At 53.3% G+C, this 19,975-nt stretch carries 13 protein-coding genes; 8 read left to right on the top strand and 5 right to left on the bottom strand.

The window, feature by feature from the left end; translation table 11 throughout:
- Window positions 1-511: 511 nt before the first annotated feature.
- On the bottom strand, window positions 512-697 hold the full coding sequence (locus tag DW133_RS08730) for a hypothetical protein (protein WP_118276276.1): 186 nt from the start codon (window positions 695-697) through the stop codon (window positions 512-514).
- Window positions 698-1,336: 639 nt separating this feature from the next.
- Between DW133_RS08730 and DW133_RS08725 the strand changes: the two genes are divergently transcribed.
- Window positions 1,337-4,954 (top strand): autotransporter outer membrane beta-barrel domain-containing protein, encoded by a 3,618-nt coding sequence (locus DW133_RS08725; protein ID WP_118276275.1) that lies wholly within the window; start codon window positions 1,337-1,339, stop codon window positions 4,952-4,954.
- Between the two features lie 635 nt (window positions 4,955-5,589).
- Window positions 5,590-9,048, top strand: a complete 3,459-nt coding sequence (locus DW133_RS08715) for a S8 family serine peptidase (protein WP_118276273.1) — start codon at window positions 5,590-5,592, stop codon at window positions 9,046-9,048.
- A gap of 95 nt (window positions 9,049-9,143) precedes the next feature.
- Here DW133_RS08715 and DW133_RS08710 read toward each other — a convergent pair whose 3' ends face one another.
- On the bottom strand, window positions 9,144-9,581 hold the full coding sequence (locus DW133_RS08710) for an Sbal_3080 family lipoprotein (protein ID WP_118276272.1): 438 nt from the start codon (window positions 9,579-9,581) through the stop codon (window positions 9,144-9,146).
- A gap of 1,063 nt (window positions 9,582-10,644) precedes the next feature.
- Here DW133_RS08710 and DW133_RS08705 point away from each other — a divergent pair.
- The 6 genes from DW133_RS08705 to DW133_RS08680 all read left to right on the top strand — a co-directional run bounded on the left by DW133_RS08705 (window position 10,645) and on the right by DW133_RS08680 (window position 18,349).
- Window positions 10,645-11,700, top strand: a complete 1,056-nt coding sequence (locus tag DW133_RS08705) for an AAA family ATPase (RefSeq protein WP_158571173.1) — start codon at window positions 10,645-10,647, stop codon at window positions 11,698-11,700.
- A 204-nt stretch (window positions 11,701-11,904) separates the two neighbouring features.
- Entirely contained in the window at window positions 11,905-12,288 is a 384-nt protein-coding gene (locus DW133_RS08700) for a hypothetical protein (RefSeq protein WP_118276270.1), read from the top strand.
- 229 nt (window positions 12,289-12,517) lie between these two features.
- The gene (locus DW133_RS08695) at window positions 12,518-14,440 is read left to right on the top strand and encodes a hypothetical protein (RefSeq protein ID WP_147408916.1); all 1,923 of its coding nucleotides are present in this window, start codon (window positions 12,518-12,520) and stop codon (window positions 14,438-14,440) included.
- A gap of 16 nt (window positions 14,441-14,456) precedes the next feature.
- A complete protein-coding gene (gene traD, locus DW133_RS08690; RefSeq protein ID WP_147408915.1) occupies window positions 14,457-16,367 on the top strand; it encodes a conjugative transfer system coupling protein TraD in 1,911 nt (636 codons plus the stop codon).
- Between the two features lie 28 nt (window positions 16,368-16,395).
- Window positions 16,396-17,019 (top strand): hypothetical protein, encoded by a 624-nt coding sequence (locus DW133_RS08685; protein ID WP_118276267.1) that lies wholly within the window; start codon window positions 16,396-16,398, stop codon window positions 17,017-17,019.
- Window positions 17,020-17,218: 199 nt separating this feature from the next.
- Complete coding sequence (locus DW133_RS08680; RefSeq protein WP_147408914.1) at window positions 17,219-18,349, top strand: AAA family ATPase; 1,131 nt, start codon at window positions 17,219-17,221, stop codon at window positions 18,347-18,349.
- Window positions 18,350-18,590: 241 nt separating this feature from the next.
- On the opposite strand, the gene DW133_RS08675 is transcribed toward DW133_RS08680, so the two are convergent.
- From DW133_RS08675 to DW133_RS10300, 3 genes are read right to left on the bottom strand one after another with little or no spacing between them, the layout of a single operon-like run.
- The gene (locus DW133_RS08675; protein ID WP_118276265.1) at window positions 18,591-19,103 is read right to left on the bottom strand and encodes a type II toxin-antitoxin system HipA family toxin; all 513 of its coding nucleotides are present in this window, start codon (window positions 19,101-19,103) and stop codon (window positions 18,591-18,593) included.
- A gap of 40 nt (window positions 19,104-19,143) precedes the next feature.
- Window positions 19,144-19,593: a hypothetical protein gene (locus tag DW133_RS08670; protein ID WP_118276264.1), complete on the bottom strand. Its 450-nt coding sequence runs from the start codon at window positions 19,591-19,593 to the stop codon at window positions 19,144-19,146.
- 60 nt (window positions 19,594-19,653) lie between these two features.
- On the bottom strand, window positions 19,654-19,860 hold the full coding sequence (locus tag DW133_RS10300; RefSeq protein WP_369907954.1) for a helix-turn-helix domain-containing protein: 207 nt from the start codon (window positions 19,858-19,860) through the stop codon (window positions 19,654-19,656).
- Window positions 19,861-19,975 lie beyond the last annotated feature (115 nt).

Genomic DNA, 19,975 nt, shown 5'->3' with positions numbered 1-19,975 from the left:
ACAAATAAGAAAACTTATTTAGCTACGATTAATATAACAATTTTAGTTTTATAAAGGCACCAACAAATCAAAAATCTATCAACATCCTAGAATTGGTATTAGCCTATTCAAAAAAAAAACAGAATTACGAACAATAGACCGCAAAGCCAGCTCATGATTAAAGTCAGAATTTGGAGGCTATATTTTCTGAATAATCAAATGTAAAATATATCCATGGTTTCTTTTATGACATTTTAAGCAGCGATCTCATACGAACTCTGCTTCACAAACTTACGAGACTTTAGCACAGGTCTATGCTGTCTGCTAAATATCAATCGACACTGTTGCTGATATGCCAGCCCCGTCCGGATACACAACAGTCACCGTTGCTCGTACAGGCATCTCTTCCTATACCAATATTGGACACGTCATCCGTGTGAATGCCGCCCCGTTCGCCTGGTTGCACATGGTATCCGATGAAAAAAATAGTATTCGCACGTCAAAATACATCATGGTATCGCGAACACGCAGCTCAGTCGATTTCCATGAGAAAAATTTGCCCCTGCTCACCACGCCAGCCTATTTCGTTAAGAACCTCGTCTCTGATCTCGGGGATAAACTGCCACTCATAGCCTGAGAAAGGCATACTGCCCACTAGACCAATCTGCGGTGTGTGCTGTTCAAGTAGCTGGGTCAGTCCCGCTGTATGAAGTCCCATGACAAGACTCCGTGCAAAAAAAGCAACTTACGTTGACGGAATTTTGTACAAAAAAAGGTCAACGCATTGATCTTTTTTTGTATGAGCTCGCGATGCTCACCCTGGTTTCTATTTCAGTTCTACCAGTGCAGCACATCAGCACATGACCGGCGGCGTCTGTCCTCGTAGTGTTTTGATGCTGCTCTGGAGTCGTTGAACCAAGATGATCTTGAGTTTATCTCTCGGCCTTGCCATATGACCTACCAACAACCTACCAACCTACCAATAAGCAGCGGCAGGTGGTAGGTTCTTGATGTCTGGGTAGCTCATCATTTATTGCTTTGTGTTTGGCAACCGGCATTGACTACAACGAGCAACACAAGAAACACTTCCGATAATGTCAAATTGCTCTTTTCAATAGTTTTGCCTACGTAAACAACAGGATATAAAATAATAGTTTTATGCTGCTGACGCAGCAAAAGCAAAAACAGTCAGAGATTTGCAGACTGAAAACATCCGGGAGAACGCTCTTCCGGGAGAAAACGAGTTAAACACTCTCATGTTCTGTAACTTACTATCAAAGCAACAGCTCAGAACGAAATTATTACAAATGAGAACTACCGTCCCCCCCCCATTCAGATTTCTAATTTCCGTAAGTCGGTGATCGCATTCGCCGTTGCCGCCGCCTGTTCCTCGCAAGCTACAGCCATTGATCTGACGGTTAAAGATGAAACCTACGATCTGTTCACCCCTGGCTTTTATGCTAGTACCTTAGATTCCAAAGAAACCTACGATTCAATATCTTTTCACAATATCGAATTCGGGCTAGGTAATAACGAGCTTCCTTCAAGTATGAGTAGCGGTGTTTTGAAAATTGGGCATTTTGATGGATCAATTTCAAGCATTACTCTTTCGGATATTAAGCAAACTTCCGACATAGCCGTTGTTGGCATTGACGGCATCCATATCGCCGGGGAAAACGGTTCACTGCAATCAAACGTCCAGATCGGATCTATTAACGTGAACGGTCTTTCGACTCAAGGCGCTCTCAGCGAGGCGGATGGCGTCAATATCGGAAGCTACAGCTCGGTAACTTACAACAAAATCACAATTTCGAACGTAACTAGTAAGTACTGGGGTGCACAAGGTCTTCTTATGCGTGGAAGCACCTTAAATGCTCTTGATTCAACCAGTGATGGGACGATCAAAATTCAGAATATTACTGGATTTGCAGCTTATGGAGCCAATTTTGAAAACGGACCCAATAGCTCGCAGGTTTCGGGGAAGAACCTCATTATCGATACTGTTACAGCAAAAGGAGAATCGCCGTATTGGCCCTTTAAAGGCTCAGCTCATGGCCTCAACGTCGGCATAGACACGATTTTCGACAATATCAGCATAGCCAACATAACTTCAGAGGGTTCAAGTTACGGCGTTGACGTTGATAGCTCATCAGATTTAACCGTTAGCGAAGAGCTCATTATCAAAAATGTGCAAGGCAGCACTTCAGAAGGTCTCAGAATCTGGTATGACGGCGATCTTGAACAAATAGTCAAAACGACTTCCGCAAAAATCCTCAACATCGGCGGAACTTCCGCTGATGCTTCTGCGTCAAACTTAAGTTTCGGCGTAGAAGTGAATGGCAATATTTGGGAAGGCACCTCCGCTCAAATTACCGGCATTTATGCAACTGACAGCGGAGAAGCTGCCGGCCTTCAGTTTTATACAAACGGACAAAATCGCGGCAGAATTGTTCAAAAATCCATCGAAATAGCCTCTGTCAGCGGCGGCGATTCATATGGCATTCGAAATGCAATATCAGAATCATATACGCCTGACATTGAAACCGATCCGGAAAATCTCGCATCAAATCCGGTACTCACCTTCAATTCAGAAACAATTGACATTAATGGCATAACCGGCGCCAAATCTGCCTTTGGCATTTACAATGCCAATATAAATAAAAATAAGGATAAAACTTACAGTTGGCGAGATGATTACGACGACCCCGAATCACCATTAAAAACTGTTTCTTACTTTAATACCGATTCCCTACAAATGGACGCAAAGGAAACCTATATCCACAACGTCCAAGGGAAGGAGTTGGCATTCGGGCTTTACAGCGCCAGAAGCAGCTTCAATTCCGACTATTTGGAAATTAGCAATGTCAGCGCCGACAGTTTTTCGGCAGGCATTAGTGCCGAAGACAAATCGGACGTCAGCGTCAAAAGCGCTTTCATCGACACAAGCAATTCGTCATCAAAGGGCTACAACGGCAGCTACAGCGAATACCGCATAGAAGATGAAGACGATGCAAGCTCTGTCAACGTCACATCCGTCGCCTTGCGCGCCGTTAGCGGCTCGTCCATTTCTCTCGGCACCGACGGCAATCAAACGGTCGGCATCTACGGCACGATTGTTGCCGGCCGCGGCACTGTTGACACTCAGGGCTCTTCCGTCGGGGAAAGCAAGATTACGCTCGGCAGCACGGACGGCTCGACCATCGTTAAGGTCTACGGCGATGTCTACGCCGGCAACGGCGGCACAGTCAATCTGACGCTTGGAAAAGGCTCAATCCTCGAAGGGCAGGTAGACGACTACCACGAACTCGATTCGACCCAAGCGGGTACGGTTTTCCGCAACTCTGCGTTCGTGAATCTTGAAGATAAAAATGCCGGTACGGGCAAAGACGAAGAAATCTCCGTTGGCGATCGAATCCCAGTCACGGCTGCAGGCACCGCAACCATCAAACTCGATGGCGGCACCTGGATTGCACGCGGCCAAAGCTTCGTGAGAAACGTGGCGTTCGGATCTCAAGGCGGTCGAATCGACCTGACTCGGAACGAGAACTCCTCGGTTTCGATTGAAAACCTCTCGGGCCAGGGGCAGTTCGACATGACGCTCGGCGCGTACACAGAAGGTACCGATGAAATTAAATCGGATATGCTCTACGTCCAAAACGTCGGCGCGGGCAGTTCCTTCACGATCGCTGCCCATCTTGCCGACGGCGTGAACGTCGAGGATCTAACCGGCTTACGTTTTGCGACAGTGGGTTCCGTTGAGGGCGGTCACTCGAGCAACTTGTTTAAGGTTGTTCAGATCACCGATCAGGGCTTCAAGAATTGGAATCTCGATGTCGTTACGGAAGACTATCAGTCCGGAGATGAAGACAACGCTCGCTTCAATGGCAACAGCGACGGTAAAGGGGACTACAAACCCGGGGAAGACGCTATCGATGCCATTTTTGGAGATGACAAGTCTCGAGACAACGTGGCTGTTAACGATCTCGAACAGCGTGCTGATGATGAAGGCTCACAGAACTACATCATTGGTGGAGTCCAGAAAGGATCGACAATTTCTGACGCCGGACAGGCCGTGATTGCTACTGCTCGCGGCCTCTATTACAACGCTGTGGAAATTGACCGCTTCAATCAGCGTTATGGCGATCGTCGCTATGACGAAAACAACAATTCGTTATGGATGCGTGTCCGCCATGACCGTTGGGGGACAGCCGCAGGCGTGGGTGACTTCAAGAGTCAGAACACTACGTATCAGGTCGGGTTCGACTACACCGATTTCGTCGACAGCGGCAAGATGATTTATGGTGCGGCGATTGACTTCATGGATGGCAACACGGACTACGAATCTATTTCAGGGTCAGGTCAAACCAAGCGATACGCCGCGTCGGCTTACGTCACCTACCTGGGTGACAACGGTTCGTATCTCGACATGATCGGCAAGGTGGGGCGTCTCTCGAACGAATACGCCGTTAAACTGGACTCGGGAGCAGGCGTTTCAGCTGACTACATGAACTGGATGACTGCTCTTTCTGTTGAAGCGGGCCATCAGTTTACGAGTGAGGGCTCTTCATGGTTCGCCGAACCGCAAATCCAGGCTCAGTATGTTTTCGTGTCAAACAACGACTATTCGAACGGACAGACGCAGATTGATCAGGATGCCATTCATTCGTTTATCACACGAGCGGGGTTCCGCATCGGTCGTTGGCTTGACGAAAACAAGGGTGCAAACGTATATGCCAAGGCTGATGTTTTGCATGAGTGGGCCGGTGAACAGGATATCCATGTCAAGGACAAAACGACTGCCGTTGGTGGAGAAACGTTTGAGATCAACAATCACGGAACGTGGTTTGACGTCGGACTTGGCTTCCAAGCGCCTATTGGCGAGAGCTTCTATGCCTATGGTGACGCTGAATACCGTTTCGGTAACGATCTTGATCAGACTTGGACCTTCAATTTCGGCGGCAAGTTCGTCTTCTAACGAAGCCTCGTTCGCATAACCGACTTTTGGGCTTGAATCTCTGTTCTCAGGGGTTCAAGCTTTTTTGTCGTTCTCTATCCACTTTGCCCGCAACGGTGCTGTTGTCTTGCCCATTCTGCATGCCTGGCGCAAACTGTCCGAATTTCCCGATCTCCACAAATGTCACGAAGTCATCCAAGGCCGCCTTCCAGCTGTCAGAATAGTCTAAAAAGACCTCAATCGCGTAAAAATCCGTCAGACCATTGAAGATTTTTAATACAAAATTCTTCAATACATTGAAGAATTTTTTCCATTTCGGGTAGGGCGGCCTAATCCGCCGCCCCTTCCTTAAGGTCCCGTCTAGAAAGGCTCAGTTGGAACCTTGGTTCAAACTCAACCTTGAACTCAAACTGACTCTATTTCGAAAACTAAATTTAACCCTGACCCTCCATGGCAAAGATTGATGTGGCAACTCGCTGATATCTCGCATCGATGTTCTTCCCAACATTCCGCCACCCGATTTGGCCGTTTTTTGCCACCCAATTTGGCCGATTTTTACCACCTGATTTGGCCGCACCCAACCACTGCGCTCATTTTGTGTCACACTACGTTTAAGGGTGCCTTTTTTGATCTTCCCGTCATAGGGAGGGGTTTTTATGCCCTCTTCAAACCGTTTTCGTCACCATCGTTCAGCTCTCGCTCTGGCTGTCTGCGCCGTTTTGTGGCCCCTGTCAGTCTGCGCCTCTCCCACCGGCAACATCAACCTAGACGCCATCAACGCAGCAGGCGCCTACGCTCAGGGCTTTACGGGAGCGGGCGTGCGCATCGGCATTCTCGATTCGGGCTTTGACACCACCCACATCGCCTTTGAAGGCAAAGACATCATCAAGCTCTACAGCGACCAGTATCTCGAGAAATTCGGCACCGGCGTCAACGCCACCCAACAAAGTCACGGCAGTCACGTAGCGGGCATCGCTTCAGGCAACTCCTCCGTTAACTACGGCGTAGCCAAAGACGCCTCGTTGCTTTTGCTCTACTCGACCATTCAAGGTCCGACCATGATCTATGAGGTCGCAGACCTCTACAAAAAAGCCATTGAAACCTACGACGACGTCAAGATCTACAGCAACTCCTGGGGCTGGGTGCGCGGCTTGTTCAGCTACGGTGACATTCCGGACGAAACGTGTGCCTTCAATGAGGTTTTCAACTCCGCCGTCAAACACGACAAACTCATGGTCTTTGCCGCAGGCAACCAAGGAGGACTTGCGCCGGCCGACCCGATTCTGCCGATCATGCGGGCCCCTTCGAAAGCCGGCCACTTCATCAACGTCATCAATATCGAATCAGACCACCTCTTTGAAGAAGGATTCGTTCACGGCAACAGCAGCGCCATCGAAGCCTCCAACCGCGCTCTCTTTGCTTCTCTGTGGTCCGTCGCCGCGCCCGGAACCAACATCGTGAGCGTTGAAGCGGGAAGCGGCAACGGCTCCATTGAGATGACCGGCACATCCATGGCCGCGCCGCATGTGGCCGGCACCCTTGCGCTCGTGCAGCAGGCATTTCCCTGGATGACCGCCTCGCAGCTGGCCGACTGCGTTCTTACCACCGCCCGCAAGCCTCAGGAAGGAGTCTACGAAGTACTTGCCCTGCATCCAGAACAAACAGGCGCGGACCCAAACCATAACAACCCGGACTATCACCTGCAGTACGGCGGCAGACTGGATTTTCGTGTCGCCTCGCCCACGTGGTCACCGGACGAAAATAAATACGTCTCCAACGTCTATAAAGAATCCGCCGCCATCGTCTTTTGGGGCAGCGCCGGCACCAAACTTGGTGACCTTAAGGCTCTCAAGGCAGAAGCCGCCGAACGGGCAGCTGCCCAGTGGCGCGAGGAAATCCTCGACGGCTACGAATGGGAACTTGACCCTGACGCCTATCTTGAGGCGGTTGATAAGGCATACAAGGAATGGAAGGAATACTTCATCAAAAACTGCACCATCGTTGAATACGGAATCGGCGCGGGGCTTCTGGATGCGGCTTCTGCCGTGGGCGGCATTGCCGAACTCAACATCAACCGCATGGCGCGTTGGGATGAGACGAATTCAAAGTGGACGCTGCCGGTTCAGACAGGGCTCAACGGAAACGAACAGATTGCCTACACGCTCAATCTTGCCGGCAACGGCGTGAGCCGCTTTGGCAATGACATCAACGAAGTGCCCTGGAATCCGACGCTGCACATCACCACCCAAGAAGAATTAAAGGCATACAACGAGGCAATCCAAAGCGGCCAACCTTATAAAGGTTCGAGCAATCAGACCTCTGCTCCGGATCAGGCCGATCTTCCCGTTTCGCTCGTCGTTTCCGGCACGCTCGGCAAAAACAACAGCATCGTTTCAGCGGGCACTCTCGTCATGAGCGGTCACGCCTCCTACAGCGGCTCCACCGACGTGATCAACGGCGCCACACTCGTCATTGACGGCATCATTGACAACGACGTCCAGTCCGATGCCACGGCCACCGTTGCAGGACGCGGTGAGGTCGGGTCACTGACATCCCGCGGCACGCTCTCGCCCGGAGACGATCTCAACCCTGGTAATCGAATCGGCACGTTTCACGTCAAAGGTCAACTGAAACTGGAAGCGGGCTCATCGCTTGTGCTTGATGTCGGCGAACATACGATCGACCAAATAATCGTGCGCAATCTTTCTCAGGATCAAACATCGTCCCTGACACTTTTGGCGAAATCCGGCCAAGAGAGCAATGCTGATGCCCCATTGAACATCACGATTCGCACGGGGCAATACGTCGATCAAACGATTACCCTGCACCCAAGTCTCTTTTTCCCGGGTTTGGAAACTGATGACGAAATCTTTAAGCAGGTCAAAGATGCGGAGCTCTCCTGGGGCGGCGGCATTACGTTTGAGTTCGTCACAAATCAAGACGGCAGCTTTGAGATGCACCGTGTCGAAAACAGCATGCAGCGCGTCGGCAAAACCGTTTCACTCTCACAAGACGCCATGCGTCGAGCTCAAAAACTGGACGCTGTGATCCAAGCCGACGGCATTCTTTCGGGAACCGCCTCCGAGTTTGTCAGCGCCGTGGATATCCTTTCCGAAAACCTGAAGAAGGGCTTCACAGAAAGCGACAGACAGCTGGTGGCTGAAACCCTGGAAAACACGTTTGCTTCAACCAAGGCGGATTCTCACCTGGCCTTCGATGCCGCCGCGATGTCTCGATCCATTCGCCTGCGTGAGGTGACAGCGCTCTCGCCGCTTACCGATCTGTATGCCACGGATGTCATTCCCGAGGCTACGCTCGTCGTCGAACGGGCAAATATGGACGGCGCGAAATCATTCCAGAGTACCCGTACCATTCTTTCAGCCGGTGCTCGCCGCAGTTTCGGCGACTGGGCGCTGGGTTGGAAAGTCGGCGGCTATTACGACGACATCGAAATCTCCGGCCCGGACAAGGGAAACGCGCAAGGTGTTTTTGCAAGCGTTTCGGCAATGCGGGAATTCGGTGCCGGCATGCGACTCTTCGGTCAGGCACTTCTGGGCTACGGGGTTGAGGATCGCACAAGATACGTCAGCGACTTCTACGGTTCAAAGCGACTCGATACAACCACCCATGCCGTCAGTCTCGGCGCGTCCATCGGCATCGGCCGCAAATTTGCCCCCGATCGGATCGCGCTCTCGTTCATGCCGTACGCTCAGCTCAGCTGGGACGGAATCCACCGAGACGATGTCCGCGAGTCGGATTCTCTCGTTGCACAAGAGTATGAAGATGAACTTTTAAGCGTAGCGGCACTTGAAGCCGGCCTGGCTGTCAAGACGCGCAGCAGTGCCGCCTCCCCGACAGGCAATCTCTTTCTGGAAGGTCGCATTGCGTACCGCAATCGCTTTCACGTCAATGGCAACGAGACATACACATGGACCGGCATAGGCGACGAAACCAACGTCGAATTCTTCGACAACCGTCACGCGGCGGCAGCGCAATGCAGGATTGGCTGGGTATCGTCAACCGGTCACGAGTTCGCGCTGATGCTCGACGGTGAAGCCGGGGACTCCGGAGACGAGCGCTGGGGCGCTTCTCTGCGCTGGACGAAGCACTTCTGATCGGACAGAAATCATCGGCTCACCATACGACAAGCGCCGCTTCGGAAATCCTTTAAGCGGCGCTTGATGTTTCTTTTTAAAGATCCGTATCTGAACTATTCCGACTCACCGAGCAATTTGCCGACCGTCTTGTCGATTCTCTCGGCAGTCTTGCCCCACTTCGTGAGCGTCATGCTTCCGGCCTTGTACTTGGCGGTCGACACGATGGCGCCGTTTTTATAGAGCGTCAGTTCCGCAAGACCGAGGTAGGTCGTTGCGTCCCACGAGCGCTGCATCACGTAGCTCAAACGGTATTCCGACGTGCAGGACGCAGCATCCCGGACCACTGTCGTCTTGATGCCGCGGCGCTGGAATGCCGACTGCAGCGACGGAATGGCCTCACCGATCGTGACCTTGGGATTTTGGATGATGCAGACTTCCGTCGGCATCACTTCAAGCGGCTCGACCATCTTTCCGGTCGTCGTATTGGCGCACCCGACCATCAGCGCGCTTACGGCCGAGGCCGCTGCCAAACCAACTGTTTTGTAAAGCATTTCTGCCTCCCGTTCGTGTTGATTCTGTACGGCCACAATAGCAGATTCCGCTCGATGCCAACGAGCTCAAGGCCTTGAATCAACATGATTGGTTACCGGATAACGGAAAAAAGATAGGACATTTCGCCTGCGAACTTTCGATATTCTGAAACTAGATTATTCGGCAAACGACGAATATGTTATTCGTCAATCTACGACTCGAATTTCAGCGAGTACTTCCACTCGACAAATGTCGTAAAAATCATCTTGCTTGCCCGAGCTGTACGTGTGAAAACCGGTTTTGTCATCAAGGCGCCGAACTACGAAATTGAGGATCCGATCTTCCGACATTGGATCCGGCTCCGCGTTGATCTGAGAATTTGATCGGTTTCCATTCTGTGTCAGAGATTTGTCTACGAGTGCCTGAACTCTTCCTCGCAAAAACACGACTCAAGATACCGGAGGACTATGGTAACAATCATCCGGTATCGCTTGGCATGTTGACCTAAAGTTTCGTATCCGAACCATTACGGTTCGCCGAAGAGTTTGCCGATTGCCCGGTCGAAGCTCTCTGAGAGTTCCACCTCGCTCAGTGAGCTTCACGCTTCCGACGCCGGCAAAAACGTTCCGACCTCTGCTTGTCCGCTCATAGTCGTTCTTGCCGGCGGTCCGAACGTCAGACACTCTCAGCCATTGCCATTCGAACGAATTTCGGCAATGACTCGGAAACGTCGAGCAAGCATCATTATCCTTGAGGTTCTAATCCGACAAGCGGATACGCAAGGCGAGCCCATACTTTGCGCGCATAGACCGACAGCATTCTGCCGGCGACAGTCGTGCCGGATTTCGCTTCTTGCAATTCCGCGCCATTCTGGCAAAATGCCGACCTTCAAACGGATTTCTCAGTGTTTACCGTGGTCTTCGGACCGATCAAACCTGAACTACAAACCAACCCGACGCGGGCGTTTGCCTGCGTGAATGCAAGTTTCGAGTGTCTCCCTCAACGGAGCTCTCAGCTTGTCTTTGGTGGGTTTTCGCTCGCTCCCTTTGATGGATTTTCAAAAAGGCGAAAACCACTATGCCAATGACATTCACAACTTGCATTTCGGCTCAAGACTTCGGACTTGCGTCCGAGACAATGATCCCGGGGTTTCAGGCTTCGCAGCTTTCCTGTGCTGCGCCCGCCCAAGTCGTTCGGGTCGATCCCTGCCACGTGTTCGATGAATCCTTTCTGCAGGATCTCGTGCTGTGGTGGACCTGGCCCGACACCCGTATCCCGCTCTACATCGCGGGGCCCACGGGCTGCGGCAAAACGACCTCCGTTCTTCAGTTTCTCGCACGCGTCCACGTACCGGTCATTTCCCTGACCTGTTCCCGACGCTTCGTGAAGGACGACCTTGTCGGCCGCTGGGGCGCGCACGAAGGAGGCTTCGCATGGATCGACGGACCGGCCACCATTGCGTGGAAAACCGGAGCCGTACTGCTCATCAACGAGTTTTCGCTCGCTCCCCCGGAAGTCTGGGTGGGCGCCAACGACATCTTCGAAGGGCAGCCAATCACGATCGAGAAGACAGGTTTGAGCATTCCCAGACACGTCAACACCCGGGTCATTGTCACCGACAACTGCCGTTGCGGTACGCTGCCCGAGTCGGCATACAGTTCTCGCAACCAGCAGGACGCCAGCACGTGCGACCGCTTCTGGCATATGGCAGCCGATTGGCCCAAACCCGAAGTGGAAGCCCACATCGTCCTATACCGTTGTGAGCGCATCGCTCAGGGCGCTCTGTCAAGCGAAACGCTTGCCGAGCTTGCCCGATGCGCCGCACGACTTGCACAAGCCTCGCGCACGAACCCCGCATTGGAAGCGGATTTCGTGAGCGAGGACGTGCCTGCGGCACTGAGTACACGCGTTGTGATTCGCCTGTGCGAAATACTGACGCAGCTGCTTGCGGGCTCCTGCATCCCCGAGCAGTCTCTGTCGCGAGCCGTCCGGCTTGCCATCGGCAGTGCACTCAACGACCGCGCGTGTCTGACGCTCTTGGAAATGGCGGCGTTTCACTTCGCCCCGTTGCTTGAGACGCTTCACTCTTCGACGGCAGCGAACCGAAGACGTCGTAACGTACGACCGAAAATCGGTTAACGCCGCTCGCTCTTGCCGCGCGCCCTTTGAATCCCGAAGGACGCCCCCTTCTCATCCGTTCCGACCCCGTTTTCCGTCCTTCCTGCTCAAGACGCAGAGGCTCTCCGCAATGCTTGTCCGCAGGCGTTGTCGAGTCAGCCCCTGAGGTTCTTTGTGTGTGCGATCGACGGCAACGGGGTCTTTTCTTATGGAAAAACACCCGATATGTCCGACGATCCCCGCCCCGAACCCGTTGCGATGACCGACGACGAAATCGCGAAACTGGCCCCTCTGAAAGGAGTGGAAAGTTTCTCGGTACGGTTTGCCGTCAACGTCGACCTTGAGCCGAACTGTAAAGGCCCCGTGCCTTTCTTGGGCCCGCACTTTTGCGAGCTCACCCGAAAGCAGTTTCGAGACCTCTACGGGAAAAGCCTTCTTTGCAGGACGGACCGAATTGAAAATATCGATGCCGGCTGCGGCCCGTTGCCCGAGCTTCCCAAAAAAGCTCCGAAAAAGGCAACGCCGCTGCGGCGCACGTTTCGTCGCCGTTCGTTGAAGCGCATGCGTTTCAACGAAAAAGAAAGCCGTCAGATCCGTCTGCTCGATTAGTCAAGCATCCATGGCTTTGAGAGCTCTCAACTGAACCTTAAACTTCTGCGGTTTGTTTTCCTTCGCGTTCTCTTTTTCCCGGCATCTTCGGCCTAGCCGACGGTTGTCCGGGAAAAAGGGAGTGCCGGGATTTTCTTTATCTTCCTTTTCCAGACTACCCTGTCGTTTCCCGCCCTTGAGTCACACCGAGTTTGACACTCTCGCCGAACGCCTTCTTGAGAGGCTCTGTTTGTGCGCCAGCCTGCGTCAACGATACGCGACGATTCTGTCCGAATCGCTCGCCGCCTTTTCGCCCGACATTAAACCTCAGGCGCAACAACGACTTCTGTCGTTTTTGCAGGCGACCTTCACCGGCAACATCCGGCACGACCTCAAACTCACCGAGGCGCTTTTTGAGGTCGCCCTGATGCTCACGGGCCTCATTGCCAAAAGCGACGCCCGATTTTCCGATGAATGCCGCAGGCTTCTGGCCGCCTTTTTCGAAGAACCCCAAATAAAGGATCCCGTCTCCGGTGACAAACCAACGGCCTTTCAAACCGCCCTTCTGCTCCTGGCGGGCTTTCTTCTGACGTTTCCGAATTCAAATTCAGTGGCATCGTCCGCGTTCAGTAAAGCGCTTTTTGCTCGGCACTTTTTCTTTACGTCAATGGCGACTGCCTCCCCGGGCGTACTGACGCGCACCATGGTCGCAATGCGTACGCAATCGAGCTCGAATCCGCCCCTGCGGCTCTTCATGACGCCCGACGCTTTTGCCGAGCTTTTCACACAACGACTACGCAGCGAGATTCCGGCACTTTTCAAAGCCGTCTCCGAACATTTCTCAAACGTCACGGACCAACCGTCGCTCTATGCGTTTCTCACTCAGGCAAGGCTCGTTGTCTCTTCCTTTCGTGCCCATTGCTGGGAAAACGACGGCAGACAACACCTCGTCACCCTCTGGGAAATTCATCCTGAGGCGGCAGCACGCCTTTTGGCTTTGATTTCACCCGAATCGAAACGAGCACTTGCAACCGCCGCCTACGACTTTCTGCAACTCGAAATCGACGTTGACAACGACTCGAGAGATCGTGGCACCCGAGGCAACGTGGCAAAACGAGCCCTCCGAACCTTGCCCGATTCGATCTGTCACCCGGTCATGAATGGGGCCGTTGCCGGCCTCGGACTGTCTTCCTGGGCATCGGGGGTATTTGCAAAGGGTTTGCGCAAAGTCGACGAAGCTCTGCGTCTAAACGTCGCTTCGCGCAAATTTTTTGGCGTGGGGCTCGATTCCCACATGGAAAAGAGCATTGAGACCATGGCAACAGAGCCGAGCGTCTCAGCGTCGGTCGGCACCGAAAACTTGCCACAGACAGAGGACCAAATCAAGGAACACATCACGCACGCCTTGATGCGTTACGCCGCCGAACACAAAGCTGCCATACGAACTGCCGCAAACCGTTCGGCACAAGATTCGAGCGCCGCCCGAACGCAGTTGCCCGCACTTCCCGCAGGCCTATTCGTGCCGTCGCGATTCTTCACAGGTCCGATCGCGCTCTGGATCTCGCCGCTGCAAGCCTTGGGACTAGCCGTGTCCTGTACGAGAGAAGTGTCTGAGGCAGCCGACAACGAATCGGAGACTGAAACCGAAAACATGATTGAGCTGCATCGCTACTGGCCAGGTAATCCCTTGCACGAAACCGGCGTTCTTTTCCCCTTTTTCGAGTCCGTTTCGGCAGCGATCTGGTGGATGGAGCACATGACGGAGTTTCACCGCACGAAGCTCTCGGAGGCCACTCGAAAGGATGTGTTGAAACAGTTTCTCTTTACCGATGCCATGGCGCGACTTTTAAGGCTCTTTATCCGAGAAAGCCGAGAAGCAGACCAAGAGATCGGCAATCGCATGCTCGCGCAAAGCGCAGCTCTCACTCAAAACCAAACGGGGGAACGCACAAAACGCGAGTTGCAGAAATTTGTCAAGCCAAAGCTACTTCGCAAACTCTGCTCGGCCTCAATTGCCGAAGTCGCGCACGGCTATTTGACGCATGAACTTCGCCGCAAAGGCGAAGCCGACGTCTCCACCGGTCTTGAAATCGTGCTCGATATCCAGAAGCGACAGCTTGCCGCCGCCCGCAGCAAGCGCATGAAGCGCGTTGTCGCCCGACCCGATTCCTGATCTTCTTGTTTCATTTATGACACTTTTGACAATCTTTTCCCGCCGTCGACGTTCCGTCTTTACGGCCGGTACCGATTCTGTGCGCGCCGACACCTCGCGCCCCGCAACCGAATTCAAGCCTGCTCTTGCCTGGAGCGTGACCGCGTCCGTCGCCGGTGTCTTTGCTGCCGCCGGATTGGCTCCGGCTTTTGCCGCCTCCCTTGTCGGACTCGTCTCTGCCTTCATGGCAGGCATCCGTCTGAAATCCGGCATGGCCGTTCTCAAGGACCGAGCACCGCTTGCGGGCAGTGCTTTGGAACTCATTTCGTGCCGCGTCTTTGCCCGGCGTCTTCTTCGCGCACGCCGCAACATGGCCAGCAAGGGCGACACCGAAACCTTTGCGCCCGTGTGGTTCGGCCGCGGTTTTGACTGGGGCCCCGAGCACGCACAAAAGCTCTATGAGCTCTCCAAAATTGACGTCGAGCGGCTGATTCCGCACCGCAATATCTGTCGGCGTCTGACCGGCACTGCCCCTAAGGATCCCCGTACGGTTGGGCTCGCTGCCATTGACGGCTTGGAGAGCAGAAAGAAGGACATCTGGGTCTCGGAAAAGACATTGGAAGGCGGCACGCTCATTGTTGGAACGACCCAGGCGGGCAAAGGCGTGCTTCTTACGAGTCTCGTCACTCAGGCGATTCTGCGCGGCGAAGCGGTGATCGTGATCGACCCCAAGATGAGCTCCCGACTCAAAAACGCCGTAACGGCTGCGGCAAAGCTTGCCAACCGCAGCGATCCCCTTTTCTTTCATCCGAACGACCCCGATGGAATCCGCATCAATCCGCTCACGCACTTTGAGAGACCGAGTGAAATCGCCAGCCGCCTTACCGCCGTGATGGCCGACTCCGGCCCCTTTACGTCCTTTGCATGGTCTGCGGTGAACGTCGTCGTCAATCTCCTCGTTCACGTCGGCCGCACGCCCTCGATTGCCGGCATCGAATCGGTGCTCACGGGCGACTTCGAAGATCTGCTTTTGGAAGCGGTGGAACTCGACTGCGAGCCGGATCTGTTTGATACGCTCGTCTCCGAAGTCAAGCTCAAGGGTAAAAAGGGCCGCGAAGGCGTGCTTCTGCTCTTGGATAAAGCTCGAGACAGAGAGGCGCTCTCGGAGGCCACGCTCAAAGGTGCCGCTACCTACGCTCACGACCCGGTGCATTTTTCCAAAATCACGGCGAGCCTCATGCCCGTTCTGGCAATGCTCACATCGGGAGCTCTGCGACAAACGCTTTCGCCCGCAGACAACGACGCAGAAGCAATGAGCTTGTCGGAGATCATCGCCCAGCGAAAGATTCTCTACGTGTGCCTCAATTCGCTTCCCGATCCGACGGTCGCGGGCGCCATCGGCTCCCTTCTTCTTGCCGACCTCGCCTCCTGTGCGGGCGAACGTTACAACGACACCTCGATTGCCCGCACCACGGTGAGTCTCTTTGTCGATGAATGCTCCAACGTCATCAACCGCTCCCTCATCGAGATACTCAACAAGGGCGCAGAATCCGGCCTGCGCACTACCTGTGCCATGCAGACGGTGGCCGACCTTGCCGCCCGCTTGGGTTCCACCGACGAAGCGCGAATGGCGCTCGGCAACTTCAACAGCCTCGTGAGTCTGCGCACCAAGGATCGCCTCACGCAGGAGTTCGTGGCCGAAACGTTCGGTCGCACCTACATCGCCAACACCGCCGCCACGCTCACAAGCGCTTCGGATACGGCGCACCCCGGACACTTCACCGCAGGCGCCTCTCGTCAGATCACGGCTTCGCGCGAAGAAATCATCCCCTGCGACGTGCTCGGCAAACTCCCCAACTGCGAGTTTTTCGCGTCTCTTGCAGGCGGCCGTCTGGTGAAGGGCCGCACGCCGATTCTGATTGCCGACGAAGACTTGGTCTCCGGCTAAAACCTGTCGTCCTTTGAAAGGAATTTCCATGACCACAAAGCCTTTGCGATCCCTCGCCTCCGGCGGCCTGTTTCTGATCATAGCCCTGTGGCTTGCCGTCTTTTGCTTTGCCTCGGGCTCAACCGTTCATGCCGTTTTTGAGCACGAAAGTACAACGTGCGAAGCATCCTGCCGGGCGCATATTGCCCCTAAACTCAGGTTGATTGACGGCAGTTTCGATGAACTGCGAAACTCAATCTACCGGGAGATTGTCTCCCTGCCGGCGGCCTATGAATCTCTCTCAGAACTTGACGCCGCTGTTCGCAACGGGCTCTGGCAGACGGCATTAAATCGCCTTGCGGCTATCCAAGGACTCCTGCGTCTCGCTTGCTTGCGACTGGAAGTTTTCAAATACACGTTCGGACTCATCTTGCTTTTAGCCGTCGCCACCGTCATTGACGCTTTAAGTCTGCGAGCCATTGCGCACCATACGTTTGAGACCTCGCGACCGGCAGTGAGCTTTACCTCGGCAATTGGCTTTTTAGGGGCTTTGATTATGGGCTCAGCCTTGGTACTAATGCCTTTTGCGGGGGCGGCTGTGGTCGGACTCTCGGTGATTGCTGTCGGCTGTGTGGGTTTGCACGCTTGGGTGAGGTATTTCCATCGTTTATGACGATGCCGTCTTGTAAAGCCGCAGTTTGTTGTCGTATTCACGAACAGGAGGCGACTTTTCTCCATTGCGCGAATGGTGCAAATTCGCATGCAGTAGCTTCTCGTACTAGCAGAATCAACAGGCAGGTTACGTAAGGTTATAGCATTTGATATAATTATGTTGATTTCAATAAGTTGGCGTAACTGTTCTGAGTAACCATATGTCCGCACCTATTTTCCAACGTCCTGATCTAGCGCTTGCATTGAGCAACCGTTTGCTGCACCCTGATGCGTTGCAACTCACGTCACGGGACGGTCTTTTTCTCACCGGCGTTCGCCGTATTGGCAAAACCACATTTATCCGCAGAGACCTGATACCACAGCTCGAAAAGGAAAACGCGTTGGTCATCTACATTGACCTTTGGGAAAACCGCGGAAGCATCTCTCCGGCGGAAGCGGTTCTTTCCAAAATAAGACAATTTTTAGCGGAATCTCCACGACTGTCATCTTTCAAGGTGACATTTCCCGGAGTGTCCTTAAGCTTTGAACCAAAACAAGTCGGCATTCCCTCAGGCGTGTCACTTGCAAACGTCTTTTCGGAGATTGTTGCCAAGTACGATGTAAATATTGTGCTCATCATCGACGAAATTCAGGAAGCATTAAAAAACGAAGCTGGACTCAATTTGCTCACAGCTTTGAAAGCCGCCCGTGACGCCGTCAACCTGCGCCCGAACAACCCAAAAGACACGTATCTGCTAATCGTCGGTACCGGTTCGCATCGTTCAATTTTGACTGCAATGGCCGCTAGATCGTCCCAACCTTTCTATGGAACCGATCGTCAAGATTTTCCTCTGTTAGGTGACGAATATCTGCAGTGGCAAGTAGACCAAATGAAGGACAAGTCAAAAGTTCCTTCAAGAGAAGCGTTACGTGAGGGTTTTTCAATTCTGGGATGCCGCCCGAAAGCCTTCCGTCAGCTTCTGACACATATTCAGAGCTATCCGGGAGTCGAAATCAATCAGACATTTGTTTCTTTGTGCACAAATCAGGCCCGAATAGACGCCAATGAATTTTTGGATCCTATTCGCAACTGCGATCTGATCACCAGACTTCTTTTTACAGAGATTGCCAAAGCTGGATTGGGCGGATGTACCAACCTTTTTTCTTCGGCATTTCGGGCACAGCTCACTAAGTCTGCCGGTCTCGATCGCACCATCAGCGCCTCTTCAATCCAAGGCAAATTGGGTACCATGCAGAAAAACGACTGGATTTATCCGGTAAGTTATGGTTGCTATGCCGCTTCAGACCCGCAAGCTGCCAGCATATGGCTATCCGAAGAAGAGTCTGACTAACGGACCAGCATCGCGGCTCGCTTCCTTCAATTCTCAAGGCGAGCTGCGAGCTCTGCCGCCTTTTGCATCCGAACGGGTAAATTCCGCGCTCATTCCTAAAGACTAGGTTGCTAGTTACCGAGGGCTTTCTAAGTGGAGGACTCGCGTCTTGATCTGGTTAGATAGCACAGAGAATCTGATTCCTGTACGGAGATTTTTGCGACTCACTCTGGCAAACAGACGTACGGCGCTTCGGGACGACTCAAAGGCACAGGATTGATTCGAAAGCCGGCGACAGCACCCAAACTCCGTTGTTGCGCATCAACAGTCCCGTATTGCGCCCGTGGTCGTCAGTGTTGTTGATCAGATAGTTCAGAAGCAGTCGACCGACGATTTCTTTAGCAGTCGTTTTGTCCGGACTGTCTGCCTGAAGATACAGACGTTCGTTCAGTTCCGTGTAGCACGGCGGTGGGTAACCGTCTTCCGTGCTCTGCAGAAACGTGGCCATTGACCAATACGGAATGCGGCGACCTGCTGACGTACGATCAAAGCGGTCGATAACCGCCACGTTGACGTCATCGATCGTCACAACTTTGCCGGTGGCGGCATTGAGTCCTGCAGCACGCGCAAGTTCGAGTCCAAGAATCTCGCCTTTGACGACGCTTCTTTCGTCATTGACGCTCGCAAACTTTCCGATGGCAAAACGTCCGTTTTCTTTGAGAACAGTACATTTGGGGCGTGCACCGCCCAGACTTGTTCCGATGCCGTTAAGCAAATCCAGATCGTCGTCCGTCGCCTCGCCTGTTTCGAAACGCTTAGCGGCTCGCGCGACCTGTCTGTCCCAAATCCTTCAGGGGAAGCGTCAGGTCTTTGCCTGCTTCGGTATCAGCGAGCTGCACACCTTCCGGCACAAAGCGCAAAGCACCCACACGGCTACCGTCATCGGCTGCTAAAAGAAAATCGACGGCCGAGAGACTGCGCTCGTGACCCGCTTTCGAAAAGACGGCCTTCAACAAGCGGCAGCCCCAACTCTCAGGCTCCGTATCGGCAAAGGCAAACGGAAACGGACTCTTTCGAGAGAGACTACTGAAGTATTGCCACTGAACTGTCAAAGCAAGCTCGGGCGACACGGCAAAAGCAGTCGCGTCAGAGCACCACGAGTCAGCGTAGCAAAACTGAGAGGCGTCCGGTCGAGTGTCGTCAAAGACAAGCGTGCCAACACACTTGTTGTCGGCACCTATCAAGACCGAAATCCGCTGTTGCATTTCAGAATCCTTCGAACTCTTCGGGCTTGCGGCGTACGCGTTTGGGCACCCGGGCCTCCATCATGGCTGCGCCACCCGGTCTTCCAGCGGAGACAACACGCTATCAAACGACTCAAGCCGATCAAGAATCATAAGAACTCGACACACTGTGGCAAACGCCACCGTTCCGTCGCCTTTTTCTATACGCTGATAGGTCGCAATTGACGTACACGCCTTCTCAGCCATGTCCATCTGCGTGAGACCTCGTTTGCGCCGAGCAAGAGAAATGTATTCGCCAATGCGGGTACAAAAGGCGTCAACGGACTTGAATTGACGTCCTCCCCTGATTGAAAATCAGAGGATTCCTTCGGAGTTGCTTACGCAACTCCAAGAGGTTGGTTCT

Source organism: Sutterella sp. AM11-39 (assembly GCF_003472385.1).
GTDB classification, from domain to species: domain Bacteria; phylum Pseudomonadota; class Gammaproteobacteria; order Burkholderiales; family Burkholderiaceae_F; genus Duodenibacillus; species Duodenibacillus intestinigallinarum.
The sequence above is the reverse complement of the archived record's forward strand: the minus strand, read 5'-3'. Positions and strand labels throughout refer to the sequence as shown.